The sequence below is a fragment of the Streptomyces sp. V4I23 genome (assembly GCF_030817975.1).
In the GTDB taxonomy this organism is placed as follows: domain Bacteria; phylum Actinomycetota; class Actinomycetes; order Streptomycetales; family Streptomycetaceae; genus Streptomyces.
Genome location: NZ_JAUSZW010000004.1, coordinates 562,228 through 585,367, shown reverse-complemented (window position 1 = coordinate 585,367; position 23,140 = coordinate 562,228). Strand labels below are relative to the sequence as shown.

Here is a 23,140-nt window from a genome sequence, read left to right as displayed (position 1 = left end):
CATCAGGAAGTGATGGGCGGTGAGATTCCCCCGGCCCCCGGTGGGCCGAGGGGAGGGCCGACGGCTCGCAGCGCGCCGGGTGTACGGCCCCGTCCCCAGCCGATGTGCCGGCGGTAGCTCCCGAGCAGGGCGGTACGGTCCAGGTGCTCTTCGTCCCGGGCGGCGGAGTCGTCGGCCGGGCGCGTCAGGGGCGAGACGTACAGGGCGTCGGCCGGGCAGTTCGCCTCGCACTGGAAGCAGGTCTGGCAGTCGTCGCGGCGGGCGAGCACCGGGATGCCGTCCTCGCCGCGGTCGAACACGTCGGTCGGGCACACCTTGATGCACTTGTCACAGGTGATACAGCGTTCCGCCGAGACCAGTTCGATCACGATGCCACCTCCAGGGGTGCTGCCGGTGCGGTTGCCAGGGGCTCGGTGCGGGTCCACACCCGGTCGAGGCCGCCCGTGACGATGCGGTGGTGCTGCCCGGGGTCCTGTTCCGGGAAGTCGAGCCGTTTCGCCATGCCGCGGGTCTCGGTCCGCGCGAGCGCCGCGGTGTACATCCAGCGGGCGTGGGCCGCCATCGCCGCCGCCTGCCTGGCCCGTACGACGTCCCCGCCGCCTGCGCGCAGGGAGGCGCGCGACTCCTCCCACACGCTGTCGAGCACCTCCAGCGAGGCGGCGAGCCGGTCGCCGTGGCGCAGACAGTTCTTCTCGTACGGCAGCACCTCGCCCTGGACTGCCGCGACGACGTCCCGGAATCCGTCGGCCGGACCGGGAGTCCCGGTGGGCCGGAGCCCCGCTCCGCCGGCAGCGGCGAGACGCCGCGTCGCTGCACGGCCGCCGAGCGAGCGGGCGTGGCGGGCCGCGCCCCGGCCTGCCCAGGTGCCGGAGGAGACGGCCCATGCGGCGTTGTGGCTGCCACCGCCGGTGAAGCCGCCGCAGATCAGCTCACGGGTCGCCGCGTCTCCGGCCGCGTACAGCCCGGGCACGGTGGTGGAGCAGTCGTCGCCGGTGATGCGGATGCCGCCGGTGCCGCGCACGGTGCCTTCGGCGAGGAGCGTGACGGCGAAGCGCTGGGTGAACGGGTCGATGCCGAGGCGGTCGAAGGTGAGGAAGAAGTTCGGCTGGGCCAGCCGCATCGCCTGCCGTGCCGTCGCGTCCGCCCGGTCGAGGCGGCAGTACACCTTCTCGCTCATCAGCGTCCTGGCGATCACGGACCGGCCGCCCTGGGCGGCCGCCCCCTCCAGGACCGTTCCGTCCTCGCGGTAGAAGGTCGCGAAGAAGTAGAACGCTGTCTTGGTGACGGAGGTGCCCTCGGGTGCGATGCCGTAGGCGTTGGAGAACTCCATGCCGGACATCTCCGCGCCCGCCTCGGCGGCGAACAGCGCACCGTCGCCGGTGTTGACGTTGCATCCCAGCGCGCCGCTGAGGAAGGCGCAGCCGCCGGTGGCCAGGACGACCGCCCCGGCGCGCACCCGGTACGGCCGCCCGGCCTGGCGCCGGTGCCCCCTGGCCCCGGCGACCGCGCCGGAGGGGTCGGTGAGCAACTCGGTGACCGGGCTGTGGTCGAGAATGCGTGCCCCGGCCCGCTGGACGCGGATACGCATCCTGCGCATGTACTCCGGCCCCTGCAGGCCGTTCCTGAGCTGCTGTCCGTCCGGCCCCGTCGGGAAGGGGTACCGTCCGGCCGCCGCCAGCTCGTTCATGCCCGCATACGTCTGGTCCAGCACCCGGGTCATCCAGCGCCGGTCGGCCAGATGGCCGCCCAGTGCCTCCCGGCTCGCCATGGCCGCTTCCCGTGCGGCGGGCTCCGGCGGGACGTACCAGACGCCCGTACCGCTCGAGGCGGTGGCGCCGCTGGTGCCGCAGTAGCCCTTGTCGGCCAGGACGACGTCCGCTCCGTCCTGGGCCGCCTTGAGCGCGGCCCACGTGGCCGCGGGTCCGCCGCCGACCACCAGGACGTCCGTGGTGAGTTCGAGCCCGGTCACACCGGTCGCCCTTCTCCTGTGGCCGCCGCGGCCGGCCGGTTGGCGGGGCGGGCCAGGCCGTAGCGCTCGCGCAGAGTGCGGCCGGTGTACTCGGTGCGGAACAGGCCGCGCCGTTGCAGGATCGGCACGACGTGGTCGACGAAGTCGAGCAGGCCGCGCTCGGCGGTCTGCGCGAGCTGCTGGAAGTAGCGCAGGTCGGTGACGCGTTCGGGCTGGGTGCGCCGGGGCCGCCAAGCGGCGTCGTGGTGACCGGCGTTCATCAGAAAGGCATTGAGACGCAGGCGCGGGGGGCGTGACGCGGTCATGAGTACCTCGGATCGGGGAGTCGGAAGACGGCGAGTGCGGCCACGTCAGCCGCCGGTGGGAACCCGCCAGGAGCTCAGCCGTCGCTCCACGGCCACCAGGAACTGGTTGAAGACCACGCCGACGGCGGAGATCGTGATGATGCCCGCGTACATCTGCGGGATGGCGAAGTTGTACTGGGAGGCGTTGATCAGATAGCCGAGCCCCGCCTTGGCGCCGATCATCTCGGCGGCCACCAGCACGAGGATCGACACGGCGCCGGCCAGCCGGATCCCGGTGAACATCACCGGGACGGCGGACGGCAGGATGACCTTCTGGAACAGACGGGGCGCGGACAGATCCATCGACTTCGCCAGCTTCAGCAGGGTCGGGTCGACGTTACGGACCGCGCTGATGGTGTTGAGCAGGATCGGCCAGGTGCACGCGTACACGACGATGGAGACCTTCGATGTCTCGCCGATACCCAGGAGCAGGACGAACACCGGCAGCAGGGCCAGCGCCGCGGTGTTGCGGAAGACCTCCAGCAGAGGTCCGAGGAGGTCGGCGACCGGCCGGTACCAGCCGATGAGCAGGCCCAGCGGCACGGCGAGGGCCACGGCGAGACCGAATCCGCTGAACGAACGCACCAGGCTGGCACGTGCGTTGTCGGCCAGCTGACCGTCGGTGGCCAGCCCCCACCAGGCGCGGGCGACCTCACTGAACGGCGGCAGGAAGGTCCGGTCGACCAGGCCGAGCCTCGGCGCGGTCTCCCACAGCAGCAGCAGAGCCACGATCGCCGCGGATGTGGTCGCCCCCTTCACCAGCAGGGACGGCAGTCGGCGGGCCGCCCGGGCAGCGGCCGTCCAGGCGGGTGCCCGTCGCACGGCCGGCGGCGACGCCGCGGCCGGCGCCGAACCGGGGGAGGGGGCGCGGGCGGATGCGGCGACGCCGACGGCGCCCGGCGCCGTCGTCTTCTCGGTGGTGGTGCCGGCTGCGGGGCTCATACGGAAGCCTCCTCCTTCTCCAACTGCTGGGCCCTGGCCACCTCGTCGTGGAGCAGCGACCAGATCTCGTGCCGGTGGCGTGCGAACTCGGGACTGGAGCGGACGTCGTCCGTCGCCGTACGGGAGCCGAGGGCGACCGGCACGATCCGCTTGATGCGGCCCGGCCTCGACGTCATGACGGCGACGCGCTGTCCCAGGTAGACGGCCTCGTCGATGCCGTGCGTGATGAAGACGACGGTCTTGCCGGTGCGCTGCCAGATGCGCAGCAGCTCGTCCTGCAGGGACTCCCGGGTCTGGGCGTCCAGCGCGGCGAACGGCTCGTCCATGAGCAGGACGTCGGGGTCGTAGGCGAGGCTGCGGGCGATCGCCACCCGCTGCCGCATCCCGCCCGACAGCTCATGCGGATGGCGGTCCTCGAAGCCCGACAGACCCACCAGGTCGAGGAACTCCCGTGCACGAGCGGCCCGTTCCCGCCGCGGGACGCCGGTGGCCTCCAGGCCGAACTCGACGTTGCCCTGCGCGGTGCGCCACGGCAGCAGCGCGTACTGCTGGAAGACGATGCCGCGGTCCAGGCCCGGCCCCGTGACGGGCGCGCCGTCCAGCAGGATCCGTCCGCCGGTGGGCCGGGCGAGGCCGCCGAGCAGATCCAGCAGCGTCGACTTGCCGCAGCCGCTGGGACCGACCAGCACGACGAACTCGCCTGCCGCTATCTCCAGGTCGATGCCGTCGAGAGCGGTGAACTCCGTGGACTTCCGTGCTCCCGAACGGTCCTTGCGGGCGGCGTCCTTGACCCTGAAGTCCTTGCGTACGCGCTCGAACACGATTCTAGCCTCGATCTTTCGTGACGGCTTGCCGGTTCATCTGGTGGGCCGTTTCAGCTTGTTGGGTGGGGTGCGGGCAGGCCAGTGGCCCGGCTGTCGCGTCGGGTGGGCGCCGGGTTCCACTGCTCCGGCGTGCGGGTTCTGGTCGTGGGGGTGGGTTGTCGCTGCTGGTCAGCCAGGGTTCGGGAGGGCCTGCAGTCGTTCGATCGCGTCGGTGATCACGTCGGTCCAGGGCCAGTGCGTCGCGAATTTCAGGTGCCGGCGGCGGGCTGTGGTGACGAGCTGGGCGGCGGCGGAGAACAGGCGGAGCCGCAGGCGGCGGGGCTCCCAGAGCCGGGCCCGGCCGGTCAGGGCGAGCATCGGCATCCAGGCGAGCAGGTCCAGGGCGAGCTGGACGATCTCCAGCCAGATCTGGTTCTGCGCGGTGTCGTGGAGGGGCAGGTTGCGCAGGCCGGTGGCACGGGCTCCTCGAATGCGGTCCTCGGCTCTCGCCCGCTGGCGGTGGCGCAGTTCGAGGGCGGCGATCGCCGTGCCGGTGGTGTTGGTGGCGAAGCAGGTCAGCCGCAGTCCGTCGGCGTCGGTGAAGCGCAACTGGGCGCCGGGGTGCGGACGTTCTTTGCGGACGATCAGCCGCATTCCCTTCGGCCAGCCCTTGAGGCAGTCGCCGTCGAGCTCGGCGACCCAGGCGCCGTCACGGATCTCTCCGTCGGGTTCGGTGGCGGCGGTCCAGGCCGAGGCGGGAACCTTCAGGACGGCGTGGTGGATCTGCTCGGTGATGGTCATGCCGACCGAGTACGACAGCCACCTGCCGCGCCTGGCCAGCCAGGCCACGAACTCGTGGGTGCCGCCGCCGGAATCGGTCCGGATCAGTGTCTGACGCCCGCTCCGGTACTTCTTCGGCAGCTGGGCCAGGGCGAGTTGGGCGGTGGTGATGTGGTCGACGGCGGTGTTGCTGCCCGCGTTGCCGGGCCGCAGCAAGCCCGCGACCGGCTCCCCGCTGCCGCCTCGGCCGTGGTCGACGAAGGCCATCAGCGGGTGGTGTCCGAACGTCTTCTTCCAGGTAGCGGCGGCGTCCTGTTTCTCGGAGTGGGCCAGCACGAGCACCCCGTCGATGTCCACGATCACCTGTCCGCCGGCATCCGGTCCCGCTTCCCCGGCCAACTTCCAGACACGGTCGCGGACATGGGCCCGTGCGGAGCGGATCGCCGCCAGGGCCTTCGGCCCGGCCGAGGCGAGGACATCGATGAGGCGGGAGACGGTGGGATCGGAGGCCACCGGACCGAACACGGCCGGCTCGGCCCGCAGCATGCCCACATCGGCCAGACAGTCCCCGCCGAGCGCGACCGCCAGGGCCACATCCAGCAGAATCTTCCCCGGATCGTGCACCGCCCGCGACTTGCACCACGGCGCCAGAGCCGCCGATATCGCCTGGTCCAGCCCGGTCTTACGGGCCGTCTCCACCAGCAGGACGCCTCCCGCCTGCGAGACCACCGCCCGGCCACCACCCTCGACACGGACACGTGGGTAGGACCCGATACGCTTCTTCACCTGGGAAGTGCCTCCGACGTTGGCAGGAACAAGGACCTCGACAATCCTCATTCTTGCTGGTCAGAGGCACTTTTCGTTTGTCTGACCACCCGTCGGACACCAGGCTTCATGAAAGCGCGAGGCTAGGAGTGAGGGGTTCCGGCATGGTGATCAGCTCCCGCTCTTCGCGGCGGAGGGGGTCGGCGAGGCGGACGACGTGCCGCCGCCGTCGGCGTTGAACTCATTGGTGTAGAGGTCGGACAGCGCGACCCGGCCCTTCTCGATGTCGCCGCGCTCGGCCAGCCAGTCGATCCACAGCTGGAGTTCCTTGCCGGTGATCCGGCCCGCGGTCTCGGCGACGCCGTAGGACCTCCAGTACTTCAGGGGCGCGGTGTCCTCGTTGCGGCCCCGCTTCTTCACGATGTCCGTCATTCGGGCGATGACCTCTTCGTGAGGGGTGGACCGGGACCAGTCGATGGCCCGCCCCACCGCGGTGACGAAGGTCCGGGCTGTGTCCGGGTTCTGCTTCAGGAAGCGGTCGGTCATCACATAGGTGCCGGCGCTGAACGAGCCGAGCAGTTCGTGGTCCGTGAACAGCGGGCGGATTCCGCCGGTGGCGAGGGCCTTGTCGCGCAGAATGCCGCCGAGGACGGCCACGTCGATCTGTTTCTGGCGCAGCGACTGCTCGGTGTTGACCGGCGGCACCACCAAAGGCTCGACCCTGCCGATCTGCGTCGGCGACAGACCGCCGCGCTGCAGGTAGATGTCGAGCATGGCCTCGGAATGGGCTCCGAGGGTGTTCATGCCGACCTTCTTGCCGATCAGGTCGCGGGCGGAGCGGATCGGGCTGTCCTTGAGGACGTAGTAGCCGTTGTAGGCGTGCTCGTCCGAGCCGTAATAGCTGATGACGGCCTTGATGGGGGCGTTGTTCGCGGCCAGTTTGACGACCGCGCCGTTGAAGGCCCCGCCGAAGTCGGTCTGGCCGGTGGCCGCGGACTGGATGTCCTGCGGCCCGCTGATCGTGTTGCCGACCCACTCCAGCTTCACGTCCTCCAGATAGCCGAGGTTCTCGGCCAGTTCAGGCGGCGTGACCTGGCCGGCCCAGCCCTGGTACCGGAGCGTCTTCGTCCCACCCTTGCCGGACGTGGCGCCCGTTGCGGTCGTGCCGCAGCTCACCGCGACCGCCGAAAGACCGAGCAGAGTGAGGAACTGTCGTCGGGTCGATGCAGTCGTGGCCATGGAAAGGTCCTGTTCCGGTTCGATTGTGAGTGCAGGGGAGCGGCTGGAGCACAATCTGACGCGTTCTTCCGGCCGTCATCTGTCCGGCTCGGGGAAACGTCAGCAGAAAGCGGCGCGCAGGCTTTCGCCGGGGAATGGCAGGCGCCGATTAGATGTGGCGAGTTCCGGCAGAGAAATCCTGCGAGGATTCCGACAAGAGAGCAGGAGAGCGGTGCCTGTCGGCGGCGGGTTCAGCGGCCGACGGCACAGATGGCGCTGGCCTGGCGTCGCAGATCGACGTGCAGCCGCGCGGCGAGGTTCTCGAACGTGCTCACAGCCAAGAGAGTTGCAGCGGAAACCGGCCACGTCAATGTCTCTTTCAGCTGCGTCTCGCATACTGAATTACCTGACATGCGCGTGAAGCGTCGCGTTCACAAACGTTCTGACGCACGGTTATGACGGTGCATTCCGAGGCGTGTGATTCAAGGTTCTGCCGTGCCGAACGACGGCGTATGGCGGTGTACGGCAGGCATGGAGCGCTGCCGGGGCCGCTCCGGTCAGGCAGGGAGGACGAACGGGGGATGCGCGCCGTTGAGGAAATAGTCCCCGACGTCTCGTAGCCGGGGGGCGACGGGCTGGTACAGGGTGTGGGTGCGGGCGTTGCGCCAGAAGCGGTCGAACCCCAGCCGTGCGGACGTGGAGCGGGCGCCCATGACGTCCAGGGCGCGGGAGGTGGACTCCTGTACGGCCCTGGAGGCTGCGGCCTCGGCCACGGCCACGAGTACGGAGATCTCCGCGTACTCGTCGTAGCCGAGGTCCTCGCCGCGGGCCATCCCGGCGTGCAGGGCTGTCATCGCCTGCCCGGCGAGCGCTGCCGCGGCGCGGGTGACGACCGTGAGTTCCCCGTAGGTGGCCAGTACCTGGGCATCCGGGAGGGAGCCGGCCGGCCAGGCCGGCTGCCGGAGCGAGGCGCCCGCCCTGCTGTACTCGCGGGCTTCGGCGAGGACGCCCTCGGCCATGCCGAGACAGAGTTGCACCGAGACGAGACGCCCGGCCGGCGACGCCAGAGCGGCCGAGGGCGACAGGATGTCCTCGTCCGCGGACAGCGAACCGAGGACGTCGTCGGCAGCCACCGGCACGGAGTCGAACTCCACGCTGCCGCCGCCCGCCAACCGCTGGCCGAAGGGGTCGGTGTCGCCTTCGATCAGCACGCCCTGACGGGCCGGGTCGACGGTGACGGCGAGAGGTTCGCCGGTGTCGGAGCGCACCGCCCGCACGGCGAGACGGTCGGCGACCAGGACCCCGGAGACGTAGCTCCGGCGGCCGTTGAGCAGATGGCCGTCGGCGGTCGCCGTCAGTGTCAGCGGTGGCTCCTGAGGGGCGTAACCGCCACCCCAGCACCACTGTCCGTCCATCGACTCCCGGTCGAGGCGCTCGGCGCGAGCGGGCCCACCGAAGAACCGGGTGCTCCACGACAGGAAGTAGTGGCAGCCGAGGAGTTGGGCGATCGCGCCGTCTGCCGCGGCGATCTCCCGGACGACGGCGCAGGCCGTGTCCCAGTCCGCGCCCCCGCCCCCGTGCCGGGCCGGTGCCAGCAGCGTCAGCAGTCCCGCCTCGCGCAGGCGGGACACCTCGTCGAAGGGGACCTTGCCCGCCTGATCCCGGGCCACCGCGTCGGTGGCCAGGTCGTCCGCGGTCTCGCGGGCCACGCGCAGCCAGTGCGCGCGGTCGGGGCCGGCGAGTAGCTGCTCTGCGGGGGACATGCGGATCATCCTGCGCGTCACGCTCGGCACCGTCAATGCTTTCCCAGTAATTCGATAGGAAAGGTAGGGAAGGCTGGCTGATCCGCCCACCGTGGTGTCCTGATCCCTGCCGTGAACGGGGCCGTGTCGTCCTCGCACATGCCGATGTCCGTCATCCGGGCCGCAGTTGACGCCAAGACCGATGTACTGCTCAATGGATCGCATGAATGCCGAGCAGCGCCTGGTCACGCGTGACCACATCGACTTCGGTCGGGTGTGGTCCGCGGCGTGTCGCGCCTGACTCGGCGGCGGGCCGCCCGAGCGGCTCTGCTCTCCCTCGGCGCCCCGTCGCGGGCCGGGTTCCCCCTCCGCGGCACCGTCGTGCGCCTGCGCTGAATCCGCCGCGTGCGGACGGTCCCGCCGACCGGGACGTGTGCCGCGGGCCGCAACACCTTGCCCGAGCCCGGTACATCCGGCCTCGTCATCCCCGTTCCCGCGCTGTCCCCATCACCCTGAAGCGCCGTCACACGGCCGCACCACGGGGCGATCGGCCCTGACCGCGTGCCGCCCGAGCGCCTCTCTGAGGACTGAGGAAAGGCCATCTCCCCATGCCTGTGGAGCTTCCTGGCGTCGCCGCCACCGACGACGGGTCCGAGACGCCGCCGCGCTCCGGCGCCGCCTTCGACAAGGAGTACACACTGCGGCCCGCCCGGGCGCACGAGGACCACGGCTGGGACCGGGTGCTGTTCGCCTACGGCTCCGGGTCGCCGGTCCCCGCGTAGGCCGCCGCCCCGCCCGCCGAACTGACGGTTGTTCACATGACGTCGGCCGACCGGAGGGCCGAGCCGCTGCTGCGCGAACTCGGCGACGCGTACACGACCCGTTACGGCAGGGACACCCACGCCGAGCTCGCCCGCTATCCCGACGACGAGTTCACCGAGCCCCGGGGCGGAGTGCTGCTCCTGCTGCTGGAGCGCGGCGAGCCGGTCGCGGGCGGGGCCTTTCGCCGGTACGACGCGACCACGGCCCAGCTCAAGAGGATCTGGACGCACTCCGCCCACCGCCGGCGAGGCCTGGCCCGACGGGTCGTCGCCGCATGGGAGCGCGAGGCGGCGGCCCGCGGATACCGGCGGACCACCTCACCACCGGGCCACGCCAGCCCGAGGCCCGCGGCCTGTACCTGGCCACCGGCTATACACCGCTGTTCGATACGAAGGCCGACCCGGAAACCATCGGTCCGCTGCCTTTCGAGAAGCATCACCTGCCGGCCGCGGCACGTGAACGAAGGGCCGCCGAGCCCCTTCCTCGCCCGTGACCTTCCGGGGAGCCCGTCGCGTCACGCCGGACGGGCTCCCCACCCGCACAGTCCCGCTCTCCTCCCCGAAGGATCCGCCATGGCCACCGTCCTGTCCGTCTCCGGCAGTCCCTCCGCCACCTCTCGTACCGCCCGGCTCCTGCGCCACCTGGACACCAGGCTCACGGCCCAGGGGCACGAGGTGATCCCGCTCGACGTTCGCACTCTCCCCGCCGAGGCACTGCTCGGCGCCGACTTCGGGCACCCGGCGATCGTCGAGGCGGCCGCGCTGTTCGCCCGCGCCGAGGGAATAGTGATCGGCACGCCGGTCTACAAGGCCGCCTACTCGGGGCTGCTGAAGTCCCTGCTGGACCTGCTGCCGCAGTACGGGCTGGCCGGCAAGACGGTCCTGCCGCTGGCGACCGGCGGGACCACGGCGCACGTCCTGGCGATCGACTACGCGCTGCGCCCGGTGCTCAGTTCGATGGGCGCAGCGCACATCGTCCCGGGCTGGTTCACGCTGGACAAGGACATCGCGGTGGGCGACGACGGCACACTGACGGTCGCGCCGGGATCGGCCGAGGCGCTCGCACAGGTCGTCGACCAGTTCTCCGACGCCGTCGGCAGCCGTACCGCCCTGCTGGCGGCCGCCGGTTGAGCCCCGACGGGGCGTAAAGCGCGTGCCTCATCCGCCTCTGTCCCCAAGGGCGACAGCCGTCATGCCGCACCGGCCCGAGCCACGCGGCCCGACCGGCCCGACGGCGGGTACTCCGCACTCTGCCCTCGTACGAGGCCAGTTCGCACCGGTATCCCGGAGCCGCCGTCGCGCCGGTGCTGAGCGACGACTGGACGGGACGGATCGTCAGCACGTACACCCCGCACATCCTGCCTGGACGGCATCGCCCGCAGGCACCACGCCGACTGCCGAGGACTGGAGGCGGCAGGGGCGGCGGTGCAGATCCTGGACTGGGCCGTGCACACTCCGGACCGTGCCGAGCGCGTAACGTACTAGCAGCAAAGCCTCCGACCGGCCTGCGGCGCGTCACGCGGAGGTTCCCTGGCTGGTTTCACGGTTCACCTGGACGAGAACGCGGGGCCCTCGTCCACGCACGCGCTCGTCGTCGGGGACCGCAGAACTGCCTGGCGATGCCCGATACGAGCTGTCAGGCGTGGAGGATTACGGCCGGGCGGAGATTCAGCTGTTGTGAGCGCCGCGAGCGGCGCCCCCCACGGACGCGGTGGTCGCCTCCACTGAGGTCAACCTCTTGACCTCTGTGGCCCCGGCCACTACTTTGCGTGAGACGTCGATCCATGACTACCGAAAGGAGGCGACCAGCGGATGTACACCAGCTCTGATCTCGGTCGCCTCGCCCAGTGCACTGTCTGGGTTCCGGGTCGGATCGCGCACGGCTGCTGAGCACGCCGTTCTGAAGTGCCCCTCTGTGGCACATTCCGGGTTTCCCGTCACCATTTCCCGGCACGTCGTCAATACGTGCCGTTTTGCGCCCGCTCTTCTCATGTGGCGCGTCTGAACACAGAAAGCTGCCCGAAATTGGCGAACATGATGAATCGACCCATCGCGCACCGAAACGAGGGCCTGTCATGGTAGCGGCGCGGATCACGGTCAATGGGAAAGAAGCACCGATTTCACCGGCTGCGCCCCACACCACCGTGCTGGACTTTCTGCGCGACCGTGGCCTCACCGGCACCAAGGAGGGCTGCGCCGAAGGTGAATGCGGCGCCTGTTCGGTCCTGGTGGCCCGTCCCGGGGTGAACAAGCCCACCGACTGGGTGGCGGTCAACGCCTGCCTGGTGCCGGTCGCGGCGCTCGACGGTCAGGAGATCGTCACCTCCGAAGGTCTCGCCACCGCCGGCGAACCCGGCGCTCCGCCCACCCTGCACCCGGTGCAGGAGGAGATGGCGGTCCGCGGCGGTTCCCAATGCGGTTACTGCACGCCGGGATTCGTCTGCAGCATGGCCGCCGAATACTACCGGCCCGACCGCTGCGCGCACGCGGACTCGGCCGACAGCACCGACGCCGAGCACGGTCCGAACGGTTTCGATCTGCACGCGCTGAGCGGAAACCTGTGCCGCTGCACCGGTTACCGCCCGATCCGCGATGCCGCGTTCGCCGTCGGTACGCCCACCGATGAGGACCCGCTGGCGCAGCGTCGCGAGCAGTCCCCGCCCGCACCGGTCGCCACCGAGTACACCCAGGACGACAGCGCGTTCCTACGGAAGAGCACCCTGGCCGAAACGCTGCAGTTGCTGCGCGAGCGGCCCGACGCGGTGGTGGTCGCCGGATCCACCGACTGGGGCGTGGAGGTGAACATCCGCTCTCGCCGGGCGGATTGCGTGGTCGCCATCGACCGGCTGTCCGAACTGCGGGAGCTGCGAGTCGCATCCGACTGCATCGAGATCGGGGCGGCGCTGACGCTCACCGAGATCGAACGCCGTCTCGACGGCGAAGTCCCGCTGCTGGCAGAGCTGTTCCCGCAGTTCGCATCCCGGCTCATCCGCAACGGTGCGACCCTCGGCGGCAACCTGGGTACCGGCTCCCCCATCGGTGACAGCCCACCGGTGCTGCTCGCGCTGGAGGCATCGGTGGTGCTCGCCGACGCCGACGGTGGGCGCGAGGTCCCGCTGGCCGACTACTTCACCGGTTACCGGCAGAGCGTGCGCCGTCCCGGCGAGCTGATCCGCTCGGTGCGCATCCCGCTGCCGCTGTCGCCGGTCGTGGCCTTCCACAAGATCGCCAAGCGGCGCTTCGACGACATCTCCAGCGTGGCAGTCGCCTTCGCGCTCGACATCGAGGACGGGATCGTCCGCAAGGCACGCATCGGCATGGGCGGCGTGGCCGCCACCCCGATCCGCTCCCTCGCCACCGAGGCGGCCCTGGAGGGCAAGCCGTGGGTGGCCGAGACCGTCGAGGCCGCGGCCCGAGCGCTGTGGGGGGAGGGCACACCGATGAACGATCACCGTGCCAGCGCCGTCTACCGTTCCGCGATGCTGGGCCAGAGCCTGCTGAAGCTGTACGCGCAAACCACCGAGGCGGTGTCGTCATGAGTCATTTGTCCGAGCGCCCCGAAAAGCCTGTCGTCGGCGTCTCGATGCCGCACGAGAGTGCCGTCCTGCACGTCACCGGCACCGCGCTCTACACCGACGACCTGGTCCATCGCACCAAGGACGTGCTGCACGCCTACCCGGTCCAGGTCATGAAGGCCCACGGCAGGATCACCGCGCTGCGCACCGAGCCCGCGCTCGCCGTGCCCGGTGTGGTCCGCGTGCTGACCGGTGCCGACGTGCCCGGCGTCAACGATGCCGGGATGAAGCATGACGAACCGCTGTTCCCCGACGAGGTCATGTTCCACGGCCACGCGGTCGCCTGGGTGCTCGCCGAGACCCTGGAGGCGGCCCGGCTGGGTGCGGCGGCCGTCGAGGTGGACCTCGACGAACTGCCCTCCCTGGTCACGCTGCAGGACGCGATCGCGGGCGACAGTTTTCACGGGGCTCGGCCCGTGATGCTGACCGGCGACGTCGACGCCGGCTTCGCCGACTCCGCCCACGTGTTCACCGGCGAGTTCCAGTTCTCCGATCAGGAACACTTCTACCTCGAGACGCACGCGGCGCTGGCCTATGTCGACGAGGCCGAGCAGGTGTTCGTCCAGAGCAGCACCCAGCATCCTTCGGAGACCCAGGAAATCGTCGCGCACGTGCTCGGTCTGCACAGCCACGAGGTGACCGTGCAGTGTCTGCGGATGGGTGGCGGCTTCGGCGGCAAGGAGATGCAGCCGCACGGGTTCGCGGCCGTCGCCGCGCTCGGCGCCAAGCTGACCGGTCGGCCCGTTCGGGTGCGGCTCAACAGGACTCAGGACCTGACCATGTCCGGGAAGCGGCACGGGTTCCACGCCCAGTGGAAGATCGGCTTCGACGCCGACGGCCGCATCCAGGCCCTGGACGCCACCTTGACCGCGGACGGCGGCTGGAGCCTGGACCTCTCCGAGCCGGTGGTGGCCCGTGCGCTGTGCCACATCGACAACACCTACTGGATTCCCAACGCGCGCGTCGCCGGTCGCATCGCCAAGACCAACAAGGTCTCCAACACCGCCTTCCGCGGCTTCGGCGGACCCCAGGGCATGCTGGTGATCGAGGACATCATGGGCCGGTGCGCGCCCCTGCTCGGCCTGGATCCGATGGACTTGCGGGAGCGCAACTTCTACCGGCCGGGTCATGGTCAGTCGACGCCGTACGGACAGCCGGTCACTCAGCCGGAACGGATCGCCACCGTCTGGCAGAAGGTTCAGGACAACGGCGGCATCTCCGACCGCAAGCGCGAGATCGCCGCCTTCAACGCCGCGCACCCGCACACCAAGCGGGCACTTGCGATCACCGGCATCAAGTTCGGAATCTCGTTCAACCTCACCGCCTTCAACCAGGCCGGCGCGCTGGTGCTGATCTACAAGGACGGCTCGGTCCTGATCAACCACGGCGGCACCGAGATGGGCCAGGGCCTGCACACCAAGATGCTGCAGGTGGCCGCGACCACGCTGGGGATCCCGCTGCACAAGGTCCGGCTGGCCCCGACGCGAACCGACAAGGTGCCCAACACCTCCGCCACCGCCGCCAGTTCCGGGGCGGACCTCAACGGTGCGGCGGTGAAGAACGCCTGCGAGCAGTTGCGCGAGCGGCTGCTGCAGGTGGCCGCCGGCCAGCTGGGTTCGAACGCCTCGGATGTGCGCATCGTCGAGGGCGTCGCGCGCACCCTGGGCAGCGACAAGGAGCTGGCCTGGGACGACCTGGTGCGCACCGCGTACTTGCAGCGAGTTCAGTTGTCGGCGGCCGGTTTCTACCGGACCGAGGGTCTGCACTGGGACGCGAAGTCGTTCAGGGGCTCGCCGTTCAAGTACTTCTCCTATGGCGCCGCCGCAGCCGAGGTGGAGGTGGACGGCTTCACCGGCGCGTACCGCATCCGGCGGGTGGACATCGTGCACGATGTCGGCGACAGCCTGTCCCCGATGATCGACATCGGTCAGGTCGAGGGTGGTTTCGTGCAGGGCGCGGGCTGGCTGACACTCGAGGACCTGCGCTGGGACGCCAGTGACGGGCCCAACCGGGGCCGGCTGCTGACCCAGGCCGCGAGCACCTACAAGCTGCCGAGCTTTTCGGAGATGCCCGAGGAGTTCAACGTCACGCTTCTGGAGAACGCCACCGAAGAGGGCGCGGTATACGGGTCCAAGGCGGTGGGTGAACCTCCGCTGATGCTGGCGTTCTCGGTGCGAGAAGCGTTGCGGCAGGCCGCCGCCGCGTTCGGGCCGAGCGGAATCAGCGTCGAGTTGGCCTCGCCCGCGACGCCGGAGGCGGTGTTCTGGGCGATCCAGGCGGCTCGCCAGGGCGATGCCTCCCGGAACGGTCACGCCCGCAACGGGTTTGCCACCAACGGCAAGATCCGAACCGACGCGACAGAAGCGTTGAGCGGTGCCTGACATGACGTGGGTCGCCGCGGTCGCACGGTTGCGAGCACGCCGGGAGTCCGGCGTGCTGGTGACCGTCGCGGCCGTGCGCGGCCATGCCCCGCGCGACGCCGGTGCGAAACTCGTTGTGGGGCAGACCGAGACGTGGGGCTCGATCGGTGGCGGCAATGTCGAGGCCGTCGCGATCGATCGGGCCCGGGAGATGATGATCGCGTCCAAGCCGGAGCCGGAGCTGATTGATTTCGCCCTGAACGACAAGGTGACCAACCAGCATGGCGTGCAGTGCTGCGGCGGCACAGTCTCGGTGCTGCTCGAACCGCTGCCGGTGGTAAGGGCGGTGGCGATCTTCGGTGTCGGGCACGTCGGGCTGGAACTGGCGCGCATCCTGGCACGTCAGGACCTCGATCTCCATCTGATCGACACCCGCTCCGACATCCTCACCGAGGAGCGGCTCGACGTGCTGGCAGACGCGGTGGCGCAGGTGCACGTGCATCACAGGCCGCTGCTGCCCGAGGAGGTGCTGAAGGAGGTGCCGCGCGGCACCCACGTCCTGATCATGACCCATGATCACGCCGAGGACGCCGCTCTGTGCGACGCCGCCTTGCGCACGAACCATCTCGGCTCCATCGGGCTGATCGGGTCGGCGGCCAAATGGGTGCGGTTCCGCAAACGCCTCGCCACCGAGGGCGGTCACGACGAGGCCACCATCCATCGGATCAAGACCCCGATCGGGCTGGCCGACATCACCGGCAAGGAACCCGCGACAATTGCCGTGAGCGTCGCTGCCGATTTGCTGCGCACCTTCGAAACCGAGGGGAACTGACTCTCCAACCGGATCCACGGGGGTGCCCCGCGCTCATGCGAACGCACACATGCGGGGCACCCTTTCCTCGCCTTCATCGGCCTAGCCGCAGCCCTCGTCAGCTACCGGAAACTACCGAGTGAAACAACGTCCTAGCCGAACTGGCCGGGCTGGTAGTCGCCTGCGGGCTGCCGGACCATGACGTTCAGCCGGTTGAAGGTGTTGATGAGGGCGATCAGGGACACGAGGGCGGCCAGCTGTTCCTCGTCGTAGTGCTTGGCGGCGTTCGCCCAGGCCTCGTCCGTGACACCACCGGCTGCGTCGGCGATGCGGGTGCCCTGCTCCGTCAGCTCCAGCGCCGCGCGCTCGGCCTCGGTGAAGACCGTGGCCTCCCGCCACGCCGCGACCATGTTCAGGCGCGCCGAGGTCTCGCCGGCGGCGGCGGCCTCCTTGGTGTGCATGTCGAGACAGAAACCGCAGCCGTTGATCTGGCTCGCGCGGATCTTCACCATCTCCTGCGTCGCGGCCGGCAGCGCGGTGTCCGACACCACCCGGCCCGCCGAGACGATGTGCTTCAGGAACTTGCCTGCGGTCGGGCTGCCGAAGAGGTTCAAACGGGCGTCCATGGTGTGCTCCTCTGCCGCTGTCGGTGGCTGCACACCTATGACGGAACGGGTCGGCACGATGTGACACGAACGCATGCGACGTGCCTCTTGCCTGCTCGCCGGCGTCTCCGTGACGGACCTGATCAACGTTGCGCTCACCGGTGGCTCGCCGCGGGCCGCATGACCGATGCTGCGCGAGGAAAGGGGAATCGGACATGGGGGCTCTGCCATGCGGTCGGGGCGACCTCACCGCGCCCGGCCGGGCCGTCGACGCGGGCGGCCCCTGACATGCCGCGTGACGAGAAGGCGGCGGGGCGGAACAGCCGGGCCGGAGCGCACAGATGACTCAAGCGCAAGGTAACGACTGAAAGGTGTGCACCCACTGATGCGAATCGTCCTCATCGGCCCTCCCGGAGCAGGCAAGGGCACCCAGGCAGCCATCCTCCACGAGAAGCTCGGCGTACCCCACATCTCCACCGGCGACCTGTTCCGGGAGCACGTGAGCCGCCGGACCGAGCTCGGGCGCACCGCCCAGCGGTACCTCGACACGGGCGGCCTCGTACCCGACGACCTCACCGGTGAGATGGTCCGCCGACGACTGGCACAACCCGACGCTCGGCACGGCTTCCTCCTCGACGGCTTCCCCCGCACCGTGCCCCAGGCTCGCGAACTCAGCGCCGTGCTGGATGCCATGGGCTGCCCGCTGGATGCGGTGCTGGAGTTCACGGCTCCGGAGGAGGATGTCGTGGCACGGCTGCTGAACCGCGGCCGGCCGGACGACACCGAGGACGTCATCCGGCACCGGCAGCAGGTGTACCGCCGCCAGACGGCACCTCTCCTCGCCCACTACTCGGGCATCCTGCTGACGGTGCATGCCGTCGGACCGATCGACGAGATCGCGTCGCGAGCACTGGCGGGCCTGACCGACAGGGAACACATCCTGGCCGGACAGGGCAGGCCGCCATTCGACGATGACGCTCTTGCACGGCTGCCCGAAGTGGCCGCCACAGAGCGACCTGATCCGCCAAGTCAGCAGGCGGGAGCGGCCTTCCGCACGTGAGCCAACACGCAGACACCGGTGTCGGTTCCGCCGTCCACGGCCGGCCGGACCCGTCATGGATCCGGCCGGCCGGGTCGCGCGGCGTGAGCCGACTCTCCGGCCGGCTGACTGCGCAGCGGGCGCGGACGGTCAGCCTTCGGCGACTGCCCGCCTGTACGAGACAAGTCGCACCGGGCCGACGAGGCCGTAGTTCTGCCGCTTGGCGCCCCCCGAACACCGGTGCGTTGGAGACCGCAGCCGGTTGAGGAGCGTGGTGGCGACCTCCACGGATCTGCTGCGCGATGAGGCCGGCAGGGACGGGTGCCCTGCCGGCCTTGGGCCTGCAGCAGTGTCGACGACACTCCACCGGCAGGGAGGCCCCGTTGCGGTGCCACAGGAGCCACCCTGCCCGGGCGGTCACTTGATGCCGAGCAGCTGCTCCAGCGGGTCGATGGCGAAGTAGACGAGGAAGAGCGCTGCGGTGCCCCAGAGCAGCCAGTGGACTTCGCGGGCCTTGCCCAGGCACGCCTTGATGACCACGTAGGCGATGAAGCCGGCGCCGATGCCGTTGGTGATCGAGTAGGTGAACGGCATGACGACGATGGTCAGGAAGGCGGGGACGGCGACCTCGTAGCGGTCCCAGTCGATGTGCTTGACCTGGGTCATCATCAGGAACCCGACCGCGACGAGGGCCGGGGCAGCGGCCTGGAGAGGCACGATCGTCAGGACGGGGGCGAGGAACAGGGCGAGCGCGAACAGGCCGCCGGTGACGAGGTTGGCGAAGCCGGTCCGGGCGCCTTCACCGACACCTGCGGCCGATTCGATGTAGGTGGTGGCGGACGACGAGGAGGCGGCGCCACCCGCAACAGCGGCCGCACCGTCGATGAACAGCACACGGCCCAGGCCAGGGACCTGACCCCGCTCGTCGAGGAGACCGGCCTCGGCGGTGACACCGACGACGGTGCCCATGGTGTCGAAGAAGTCGGACAGGATCAGGGTGAACACGAGCAGGACGACGGTCAGCACGCTGACCTGACCGAACGAGCCGAACAGGTCGAAGTTGCCCAGCAGCCCGAAGTCGGGGGCGGCGAAGGGCTTGTCGGGCAGGGAGGGCGACGTCAGACCCCAGGTCTTGACGTCGGCGACCGCGTTGACGACGACGGCGACGACGGTCATCAGGACGATGCTGATGAGGATGGCGCCCCTGACCTTGCGGGCGAGGAGAACGATCGTCAGGAGCACACCGAGGCAGAACACGAGCATGGGCCAGCCGGTGAGGGCACCGGTGCCGAGCTGCACGGGCACGGTGGTGTTCGCGGCGTCCGGGATACGGGTGACGAACCCGGCGTCCACGAAACCGATGAACGCGATGAACAGGCCGATGCCGACGCTGATGGCCTGCTTGAGGGGTTGCGGGATGGCATGCATGACGGCCTCGCGCAGACCGGTCACCACCAGGACGCAGATCAGCAGGCCTTCGAGCACGATGAGGCCCATCGCGTCGTCCCAGCTCATCAGGGGGGCGACCTGGAAGGCGACAACGGCGTTGATGCCCAGACCCGCGGCCAGGGCGAGCGGCAGGTTGCCGCCCCACACCCATGATGACGGTCATGACCGCGGCCACCAGCGCCGTGGCGGTGGCCAGTTGGCCGGCGTCCAGCTGCTCGCCGAATTTGTCCTTGGCGCTGCTCAGGATGATCGGGTTGAGCACCAGGATGTACGCCATGGTGAAGAACGTGGCGAACCCGCCGCGTACCTCCCGGCTGTAGGTCGAGCCGCGTTCGCTGATGCGGAAGAACCGGTCGAGCGGGCCATGGGCTCTGGTGGCCCCGGCGTCGGCCGGGCCGGTCGTGCTGGTCTGCATGACTGCGTCTCCTGGACCTGCAGGTGCGAGGGGGAAGGCATGGCGGTGGTGCCGGGAGCGTGTGGCAGTCAGTTGTGCGAACACACATGCGGCACCTTGGAAGCGGATCATACGCGTCGGGGACGTGATCTCAATTACCTTGCGGTATCCAGGGGTTGACTTCTCGCACCACCCCTGTCGGTTCCTACAGAATCGCCGACGACCTATCCCGCCAAAACGGGATGCGGGCGACAGCGGCCATGGAGTTCACCCCTGGTGACTGCCTACTCTCAGCCTGTGCATCCACCGCTCCCCTTCAACGCGCGCGCTGCCCGCACCCTGCGCGAGAAACTCGGGATGGCCCCCGGCCACGTCGCCTACGGCATGCGCGCCTCCTACGGCATGACCCACATCACCCCCGACCACATCGCCGCATGGGAACGCGGCACCGCCCTGCCCACCGCCAACGAACTCACCGCCCTCGCCGGCGCCCTGTGGTGCGCGCCCCGCGATCTCATGGGCGCCCCCCGCACCCTGCGGGAACACCGCCTCGCCCGCGGGCTCGCCGCCGAGGACGTCGCCCGCTCGACCGGCGTCGCCCTCGACGCCTATCACCACATGGAAGAGACCGGCCGATGGACCGGCGACAAACGGCAGTCCGCCGCTCTCGGCACCGTCCTGAATCTCCCTCCGCGCGACTTCATCGCCATCACCGGCCTCGAGGGAGAACTCGCCCGTCTCCTCACCGAAGCCGTCTCCACGCGGTGGCAGGCCCACATTCGCGCCATCGCCCGCCTCGTCTCCATGGAGCGCCGCGACCTGCAAGAACCCCTGCGCGCCATGCACCAGGAGTACCAGACCCTCATGGCCGCCACCCTCAGCCGGGCCGGCGGCGCCATCGCCTCCGGCGAGAACGGGCGACGGTACATCGACGACATCGTCAGCCACTTCTGGGCCCGACTCCCGGACCACTGACGACCTCGTGCGTCTCCCGGGCCAGGCCGGCGGAGGTGTCCCGCACCTTGATAGGCAAGTGCTTGCTTGCCTACGATGGGGTTGTGGCGAGTGATGTCTTCAAGGCTCTGGCCGACCCCACCCGCAGGCGAATCCTCGACGAGCTGGTGGAACGGGACGGACAGTCCCTGTTCGAGATCTGCGCACGGCTGACGGCCAGACACGGACTCGGGCTGTCCCGCCAGGCGATCAGCCAGCACCTCGCGGTGCTGGAAGCCGCGGATCTGATACGGACGCGACGCGAGGGCCGCTACAAGTTCCACGACCTGAACACCGAACCGCTCGAGCGCATCATCGCCCGATGGCTCAGGCCCGACGCACCGGAGCGAACGCCATGAGAATCAACCTGGCCAGCGTCTTCGTCGACGACCAGGACAAGGCCCTGCGCTTCTACACCGACGTACTGGGCTTCGTGAAGAAGAACGATGTCCCGCTGGGTGAGCACCGGTGGCTGACCGTGGTCTCTCCCGAGAACCCCGACGGCACGGAACTGGTGCTGGAGCCGGACAGCCACCCCGCCGTGAAGCCGTACACGTCGGCACTGGTCGAGGACGGCATCCCGGCCACCTCCTTCGCCGTGGACGACGTGCACGCGGAGTTCGCCAGGCTGCAGGGGCTGGGCGTGCGATTCACCCAGGAGCCCCTGAAGATGGGCCCGGTCACCACCGCGGTGCTGGACGACACCTGCGGCAACCTCATCCAGATCGCACACGTCGAGTAGGACCGCCTGTGTCGCAGTGCCGGCTCGAGTGCGGAGGTGCGGGGACATGAGCGCGCAAAGTGGTGGTCCGGCGAGGGACGCGGAGCAGTTCGCTGCGTCGCAGCACCGACTGGGCAGCTGGCTGGCCGGACTGGAGGCCGGCGCGTACGCGGTGGATGCCGACGGCGCCATCGTCGCGGTGAACGGCGAGGCCGAGGCGTTGTTGGGACGGAGCGCCGGGGATCTGCTCGGTCGCGACGCGCATGATCTGCTCCACCGGGACGGCAACGGGATGACCATTCCCAGGAGCCGCTGCCCGATGATGGAAGCCTTCGTCGCCCGGCGGACCCGGCAGGAGGAACTGGGCTACTTCGAGCGCGGTGACGGGACCTTGCTGTCGATGTCCTGGCTGGTGAGCCCGCTCCGCCTCGGCGCCGACGCAGTGGGCGCCCTGGTGGTGTTCCACGAGCACGAGTCCGCCGGGCGGCACCTGCGGGGCCCGGCCCTCAGCATGGAGCTGCTGCCGGAGCTGGAACGTCTGGCGCTGCTGGCCGAGACCACCACCCAGCTCACCTCCACCCTGGATGTCGACGAGGCGCTGGACCGACTGGTGCGGCTGGTCGTTCCCCTGTTGGCGGACTGGGCGATCATCGACCTGATCAGTGACAACGACGAGGTGTGGCGCACCGTGGTCGCGCACGAGGAGAACGGCCGGGTCGTGCGGCGCGAGGACCTGGAGGGGGCCATGCCACCGGTGCCCCCGGCCTCTCCCCAGCCGCTGTCCCGGGCGCTGAGGGGCTGGGGGTCGACCCTGGCGACGCCCGAGACGTATCAGGGGCCGCCCGACTCCGGCATAGCGGTCGAACAGCGCAGGCTCTTCGAGGGCACGGGGATGCACTCCGCGGTCATCGCGCCCATCCGCGGACTGCGCGAGGTCCTCGGGGCTCTCACCCTCGGCAGATCCGACCGCCCCGACCCCTTCACAGGCGCCGACATCCCACTGCTGGAGGACATCACCCGTCGCGCCGGTCTGGCCCTGGACAACGCACGTCTCTACCAGCGGCAGCGCAAGGTCTCCGAGACCATGCAGCGTCACCTGCTGCCCCAGATGCCCCGTGTACCTGGCCTGGAAATGGCCGCCCGCTACCTGCCCGCGCCGCACGCATCCCAGGTCGGCGGCGACTGGTACGACGCCTTCCGCCTTCCCGACCAGGCCCTCGCACTGGTCATCGGCGACGTCGTCGGGCACGACCTGGACGCGGCGGCCGACATGGCCCAGCTCCGCAACATCCTGCGGGCCTACGCCTGGTCGCAGCAGGAACCGCCCAGCGTCGTCGTCAGCCAGGTCGACGAGGCCCTGTCGCAGATCTCGGAAGTCGAGATGGCCACCATGATCCTCGGCCGGCTCGAGGCGGACGCCGACGGGCAGTGGAGGCTTCGGTGGACGAACGCCGGCCACCCGCCGCCTCTGCTGGTCATGTACGACGGTCAGAGCCGCTACCTCGACGACGGACACGGCATCCTTCTCGGCTCCCACGTCAGGATGCCCCGTGAGGACGCAACGGTCGTCCTGCCGCCATTGTCCACACTGGTGCTCTACACCGACGGCCTGATCGAATCCCCCGGCCGTTCGCTCGACGACGGCCTGGAGAGGCTGCGCCGGAATGCCGCCTCTCTGGCCCACCGGCCTCTGGAGGCCTTCACCGACCTCCTCATGGAACGAGCCCGCCCCGAGGACAACGACGACGACGTCGCTCTTCTGGTCGTGCGCGTTCCTTCGGGGGACGCGCACGACCTCTGACGCACCTC

The 23,140-nt window shown here is 69.9% G+C and carries 17 protein-coding genes and 6 pseudogenes; 12 read left to right on the top strand and 11 right to left on the bottom strand.

The window, feature by feature from the left end; translation table 11 throughout:
- Nucleotides 1-2: 2 nt before the first annotated feature.
- From QFZ82_RS04950 to QFZ82_RS04915, 9 genes and pseudogenes are all read right to left on the bottom strand, one after another.
- Nucleotides 3-368, bottom strand: a complete 366-nt coding sequence (locus QFZ82_RS04950) for a ferredoxin family protein (protein WP_307711948.1) — start codon at nucleotides 366-368, stop codon at nucleotides 3-5.
- Nucleotides 365-1,969, bottom strand: coding sequence for an FAD-binding protein (locus QFZ82_RS04945; protein ID WP_307711947.1), 1,605 nt, complete (start codon nucleotides 1,967-1,969; stop codon nucleotides 365-367). The genes QFZ82_RS04950 and QFZ82_RS04945 overlap by 4 nt, the downstream gene beginning before the upstream one ends.
- Nucleotides 1,966-2,124, bottom strand: a pseudogene (locus QFZ82_RS04940) (LLM class flavin-dependent oxidoreductase); the annotation flags it as partial. The pseudogene QFZ82_RS04940 and the gene QFZ82_RS04945, both read right to left, overlap by 4 nt.
- A gap of 195 nt (nucleotides 2,125-2,319) precedes the next feature.
- Nucleotides 2,320-3,255 carry an ABC transporter permease gene (locus QFZ82_RS04935; protein ID WP_307711946.1) on the bottom strand — a complete coding sequence of 312 codons (936 nt, stop codon included), beginning with the start codon at nucleotides 3,253-3,255 and terminating at the stop codon, nucleotides 2,320-2,322.
- Nucleotides 3,252-4,091 (bottom strand): ABC transporter ATP-binding protein, encoded by an 840-nt coding sequence (locus QFZ82_RS04930; RefSeq protein ID WP_307717624.1) that lies wholly within the window; start codon nucleotides 4,089-4,091, stop codon nucleotides 3,252-3,254. The genes QFZ82_RS04935 and QFZ82_RS04930 overlap by 4 nt, the downstream gene beginning before the upstream one ends.
- A gap of 156 nt (nucleotides 4,092-4,247) precedes the next feature.
- Nucleotides 4,248-5,624, bottom strand: coding sequence for an IS1380 family transposase (locus QFZ82_RS04925; protein WP_307711945.1), 1,377 nt, complete (start codon nucleotides 5,622-5,624; stop codon nucleotides 4,248-4,250).
- Nucleotides 5,625-5,774: 150 nt separating this feature from the next.
- Nucleotides 5,775-6,842 (bottom strand): ABC transporter substrate-binding protein, encoded by a 1,068-nt coding sequence (locus QFZ82_RS04920; RefSeq protein ID WP_307711944.1) that lies wholly within the window; start codon nucleotides 6,840-6,842, stop codon nucleotides 5,775-5,777.
- A 230-nt stretch (nucleotides 6,843-7,072) separates the two neighbouring features.
- The gene (locus tag QFZ82_RS39665) at nucleotides 7,073-7,162 is read right to left on the bottom strand and encodes a putative leader peptide (protein ID WP_373429232.1); all 90 of its coding nucleotides are present in this window, start codon (nucleotides 7,160-7,162) and stop codon (nucleotides 7,073-7,075) included.
- Between the two features lie 216 nt (nucleotides 7,163-7,378).
- The gene (locus QFZ82_RS04915) at nucleotides 7,379-8,584 is read right to left on the bottom strand and encodes an acyl-CoA dehydrogenase family protein (protein WP_307711943.1); all 1,206 of its coding nucleotides are present in this window, start codon (nucleotides 8,582-8,584) and stop codon (nucleotides 7,379-7,381) included.
- Between the two features lie 587 nt (nucleotides 8,585-9,171).
- Here QFZ82_RS04915 and QFZ82_RS04910 point away from each other — a divergent pair.
- From QFZ82_RS04910 to xdhC, 7 genes and pseudogenes are all read left to right on the top strand, one after another.
- Nucleotides 9,172-9,342, top strand: a pseudogene (locus QFZ82_RS04910) (alkanesulfonate monooxygenase); the annotation flags it as partial.
- Between the two features lie 39 nt (nucleotides 9,343-9,381).
- A pseudogene (locus QFZ82_RS04905) lies at nucleotides 9,382-9,878 on the top strand (GNAT family N-acetyltransferase).
- Nucleotides 9,879-9,957: 79 nt separating this feature from the next.
- Entirely contained in the window at nucleotides 9,958-10,515 is a 558-nt protein-coding gene (gene ssuE, locus QFZ82_RS04900) for an NADPH-dependent FMN reductase (RefSeq protein ID WP_307711942.1), read from the top strand.
- An 87-nt stretch (nucleotides 10,516-10,602) separates the two neighbouring features.
- Nucleotides 10,603-10,802, top strand: a pseudogene (locus QFZ82_RS04895) (glutathione S-transferase family protein); the annotation flags it as partial.
- 657 nt (nucleotides 10,803-11,459) lie between these two features.
- Complete coding sequence (locus tag QFZ82_RS04890) at nucleotides 11,460-12,923, top strand: xanthine dehydrogenase small subunit (RefSeq protein ID WP_307717623.1); 1,464 nt, start codon at nucleotides 11,460-11,462, stop codon at nucleotides 12,921-12,923.
- Nucleotides 12,920-15,340, top strand: coding sequence for a xanthine dehydrogenase molybdopterin binding subunit (gene xdhB / locus QFZ82_RS04885; protein WP_307711941.1), 2,421 nt, complete (start codon nucleotides 12,920-12,922; stop codon nucleotides 15,338-15,340). The genes QFZ82_RS04890 and xdhB overlap by 4 nt, the downstream gene beginning before the upstream one ends.
- 1 nt (nucleotide 15,341) lies before the next feature.
- A complete protein-coding gene (gene xdhC / locus QFZ82_RS04880) occupies nucleotides 15,342-16,151 on the top strand; it encodes a xanthine dehydrogenase accessory protein XdhC (RefSeq protein ID WP_307711940.1) in 810 nt (269 codons plus the stop codon).
- A gap of 131 nt (nucleotides 16,152-16,282) precedes the next feature.
- Here the strand turns inward: xdhC and QFZ82_RS04875 are convergent, their stop codons facing one another.
- Nucleotides 16,283-16,756, bottom strand: a complete 474-nt coding sequence (locus QFZ82_RS04875; RefSeq protein ID WP_307711939.1) for a carboxymuconolactone decarboxylase family protein — start codon at nucleotides 16,754-16,756, stop codon at nucleotides 16,283-16,285.
- A 364-nt stretch (nucleotides 16,757-17,120) separates the two neighbouring features.
- On the opposite strand from QFZ82_RS04875, the pseudogene QFZ82_RS04870 reads away from it, so the two are divergent.
- Nucleotides 17,121-17,657, top strand: a pseudogene (locus QFZ82_RS04870) (adenylate kinase); the annotation flags it as partial.
- Between the two features lie 534 nt (nucleotides 17,658-18,191).
- Here QFZ82_RS04870 and QFZ82_RS04865 read toward each other — a convergent pair.
- A pseudogene (locus QFZ82_RS04865) lies at nucleotides 18,192-19,638 on the bottom strand (NCS2 family permease).
- Nucleotides 19,639-19,914: 276 nt separating this feature from the next.
- On the opposite strand from QFZ82_RS04865, the gene QFZ82_RS04860 reads away from it, so the two are divergent.
- The 4 genes from QFZ82_RS04860 (at nucleotide 19,915) to QFZ82_RS04845 (ending at nucleotide 23,132) form a co-directional block, all read left to right on the top strand.
- The gene (locus QFZ82_RS04860; protein WP_307711938.1) at nucleotides 19,915-20,592 is read left to right on the top strand and encodes a helix-turn-helix transcriptional regulator; all 678 of its coding nucleotides are present in this window, start codon (nucleotides 19,915-19,917) and stop codon (nucleotides 20,590-20,592) included.
- Between the two features lie 83 nt (nucleotides 20,593-20,675).
- Entirely contained in the window at nucleotides 20,676-20,969 is a 294-nt protein-coding gene (locus tag QFZ82_RS04855; RefSeq protein ID WP_307711937.1) for a helix-turn-helix transcriptional regulator, read from the top strand.
- Nucleotides 20,966-21,352: a VOC family protein gene (locus QFZ82_RS04850; protein WP_307711936.1), complete on the top strand. Its 387-nt coding sequence runs from the start codon at nucleotides 20,966-20,968 to the stop codon at nucleotides 21,350-21,352. The genes QFZ82_RS04855 and QFZ82_RS04850 overlap by 4 nt, the downstream gene beginning before the upstream one ends.
- Nucleotides 21,353-21,398: 46 nt before the next feature.
- Nucleotides 21,399-23,132 (top strand): SpoIIE family protein phosphatase, encoded by a 1,734-nt coding sequence (locus tag QFZ82_RS04845; protein WP_307711935.1) that lies wholly within the window; start codon nucleotides 21,399-21,401, stop codon nucleotides 23,130-23,132.
- The last annotated feature ends 8 nt before the right edge of the window (nucleotides 23,133-23,140 follow it).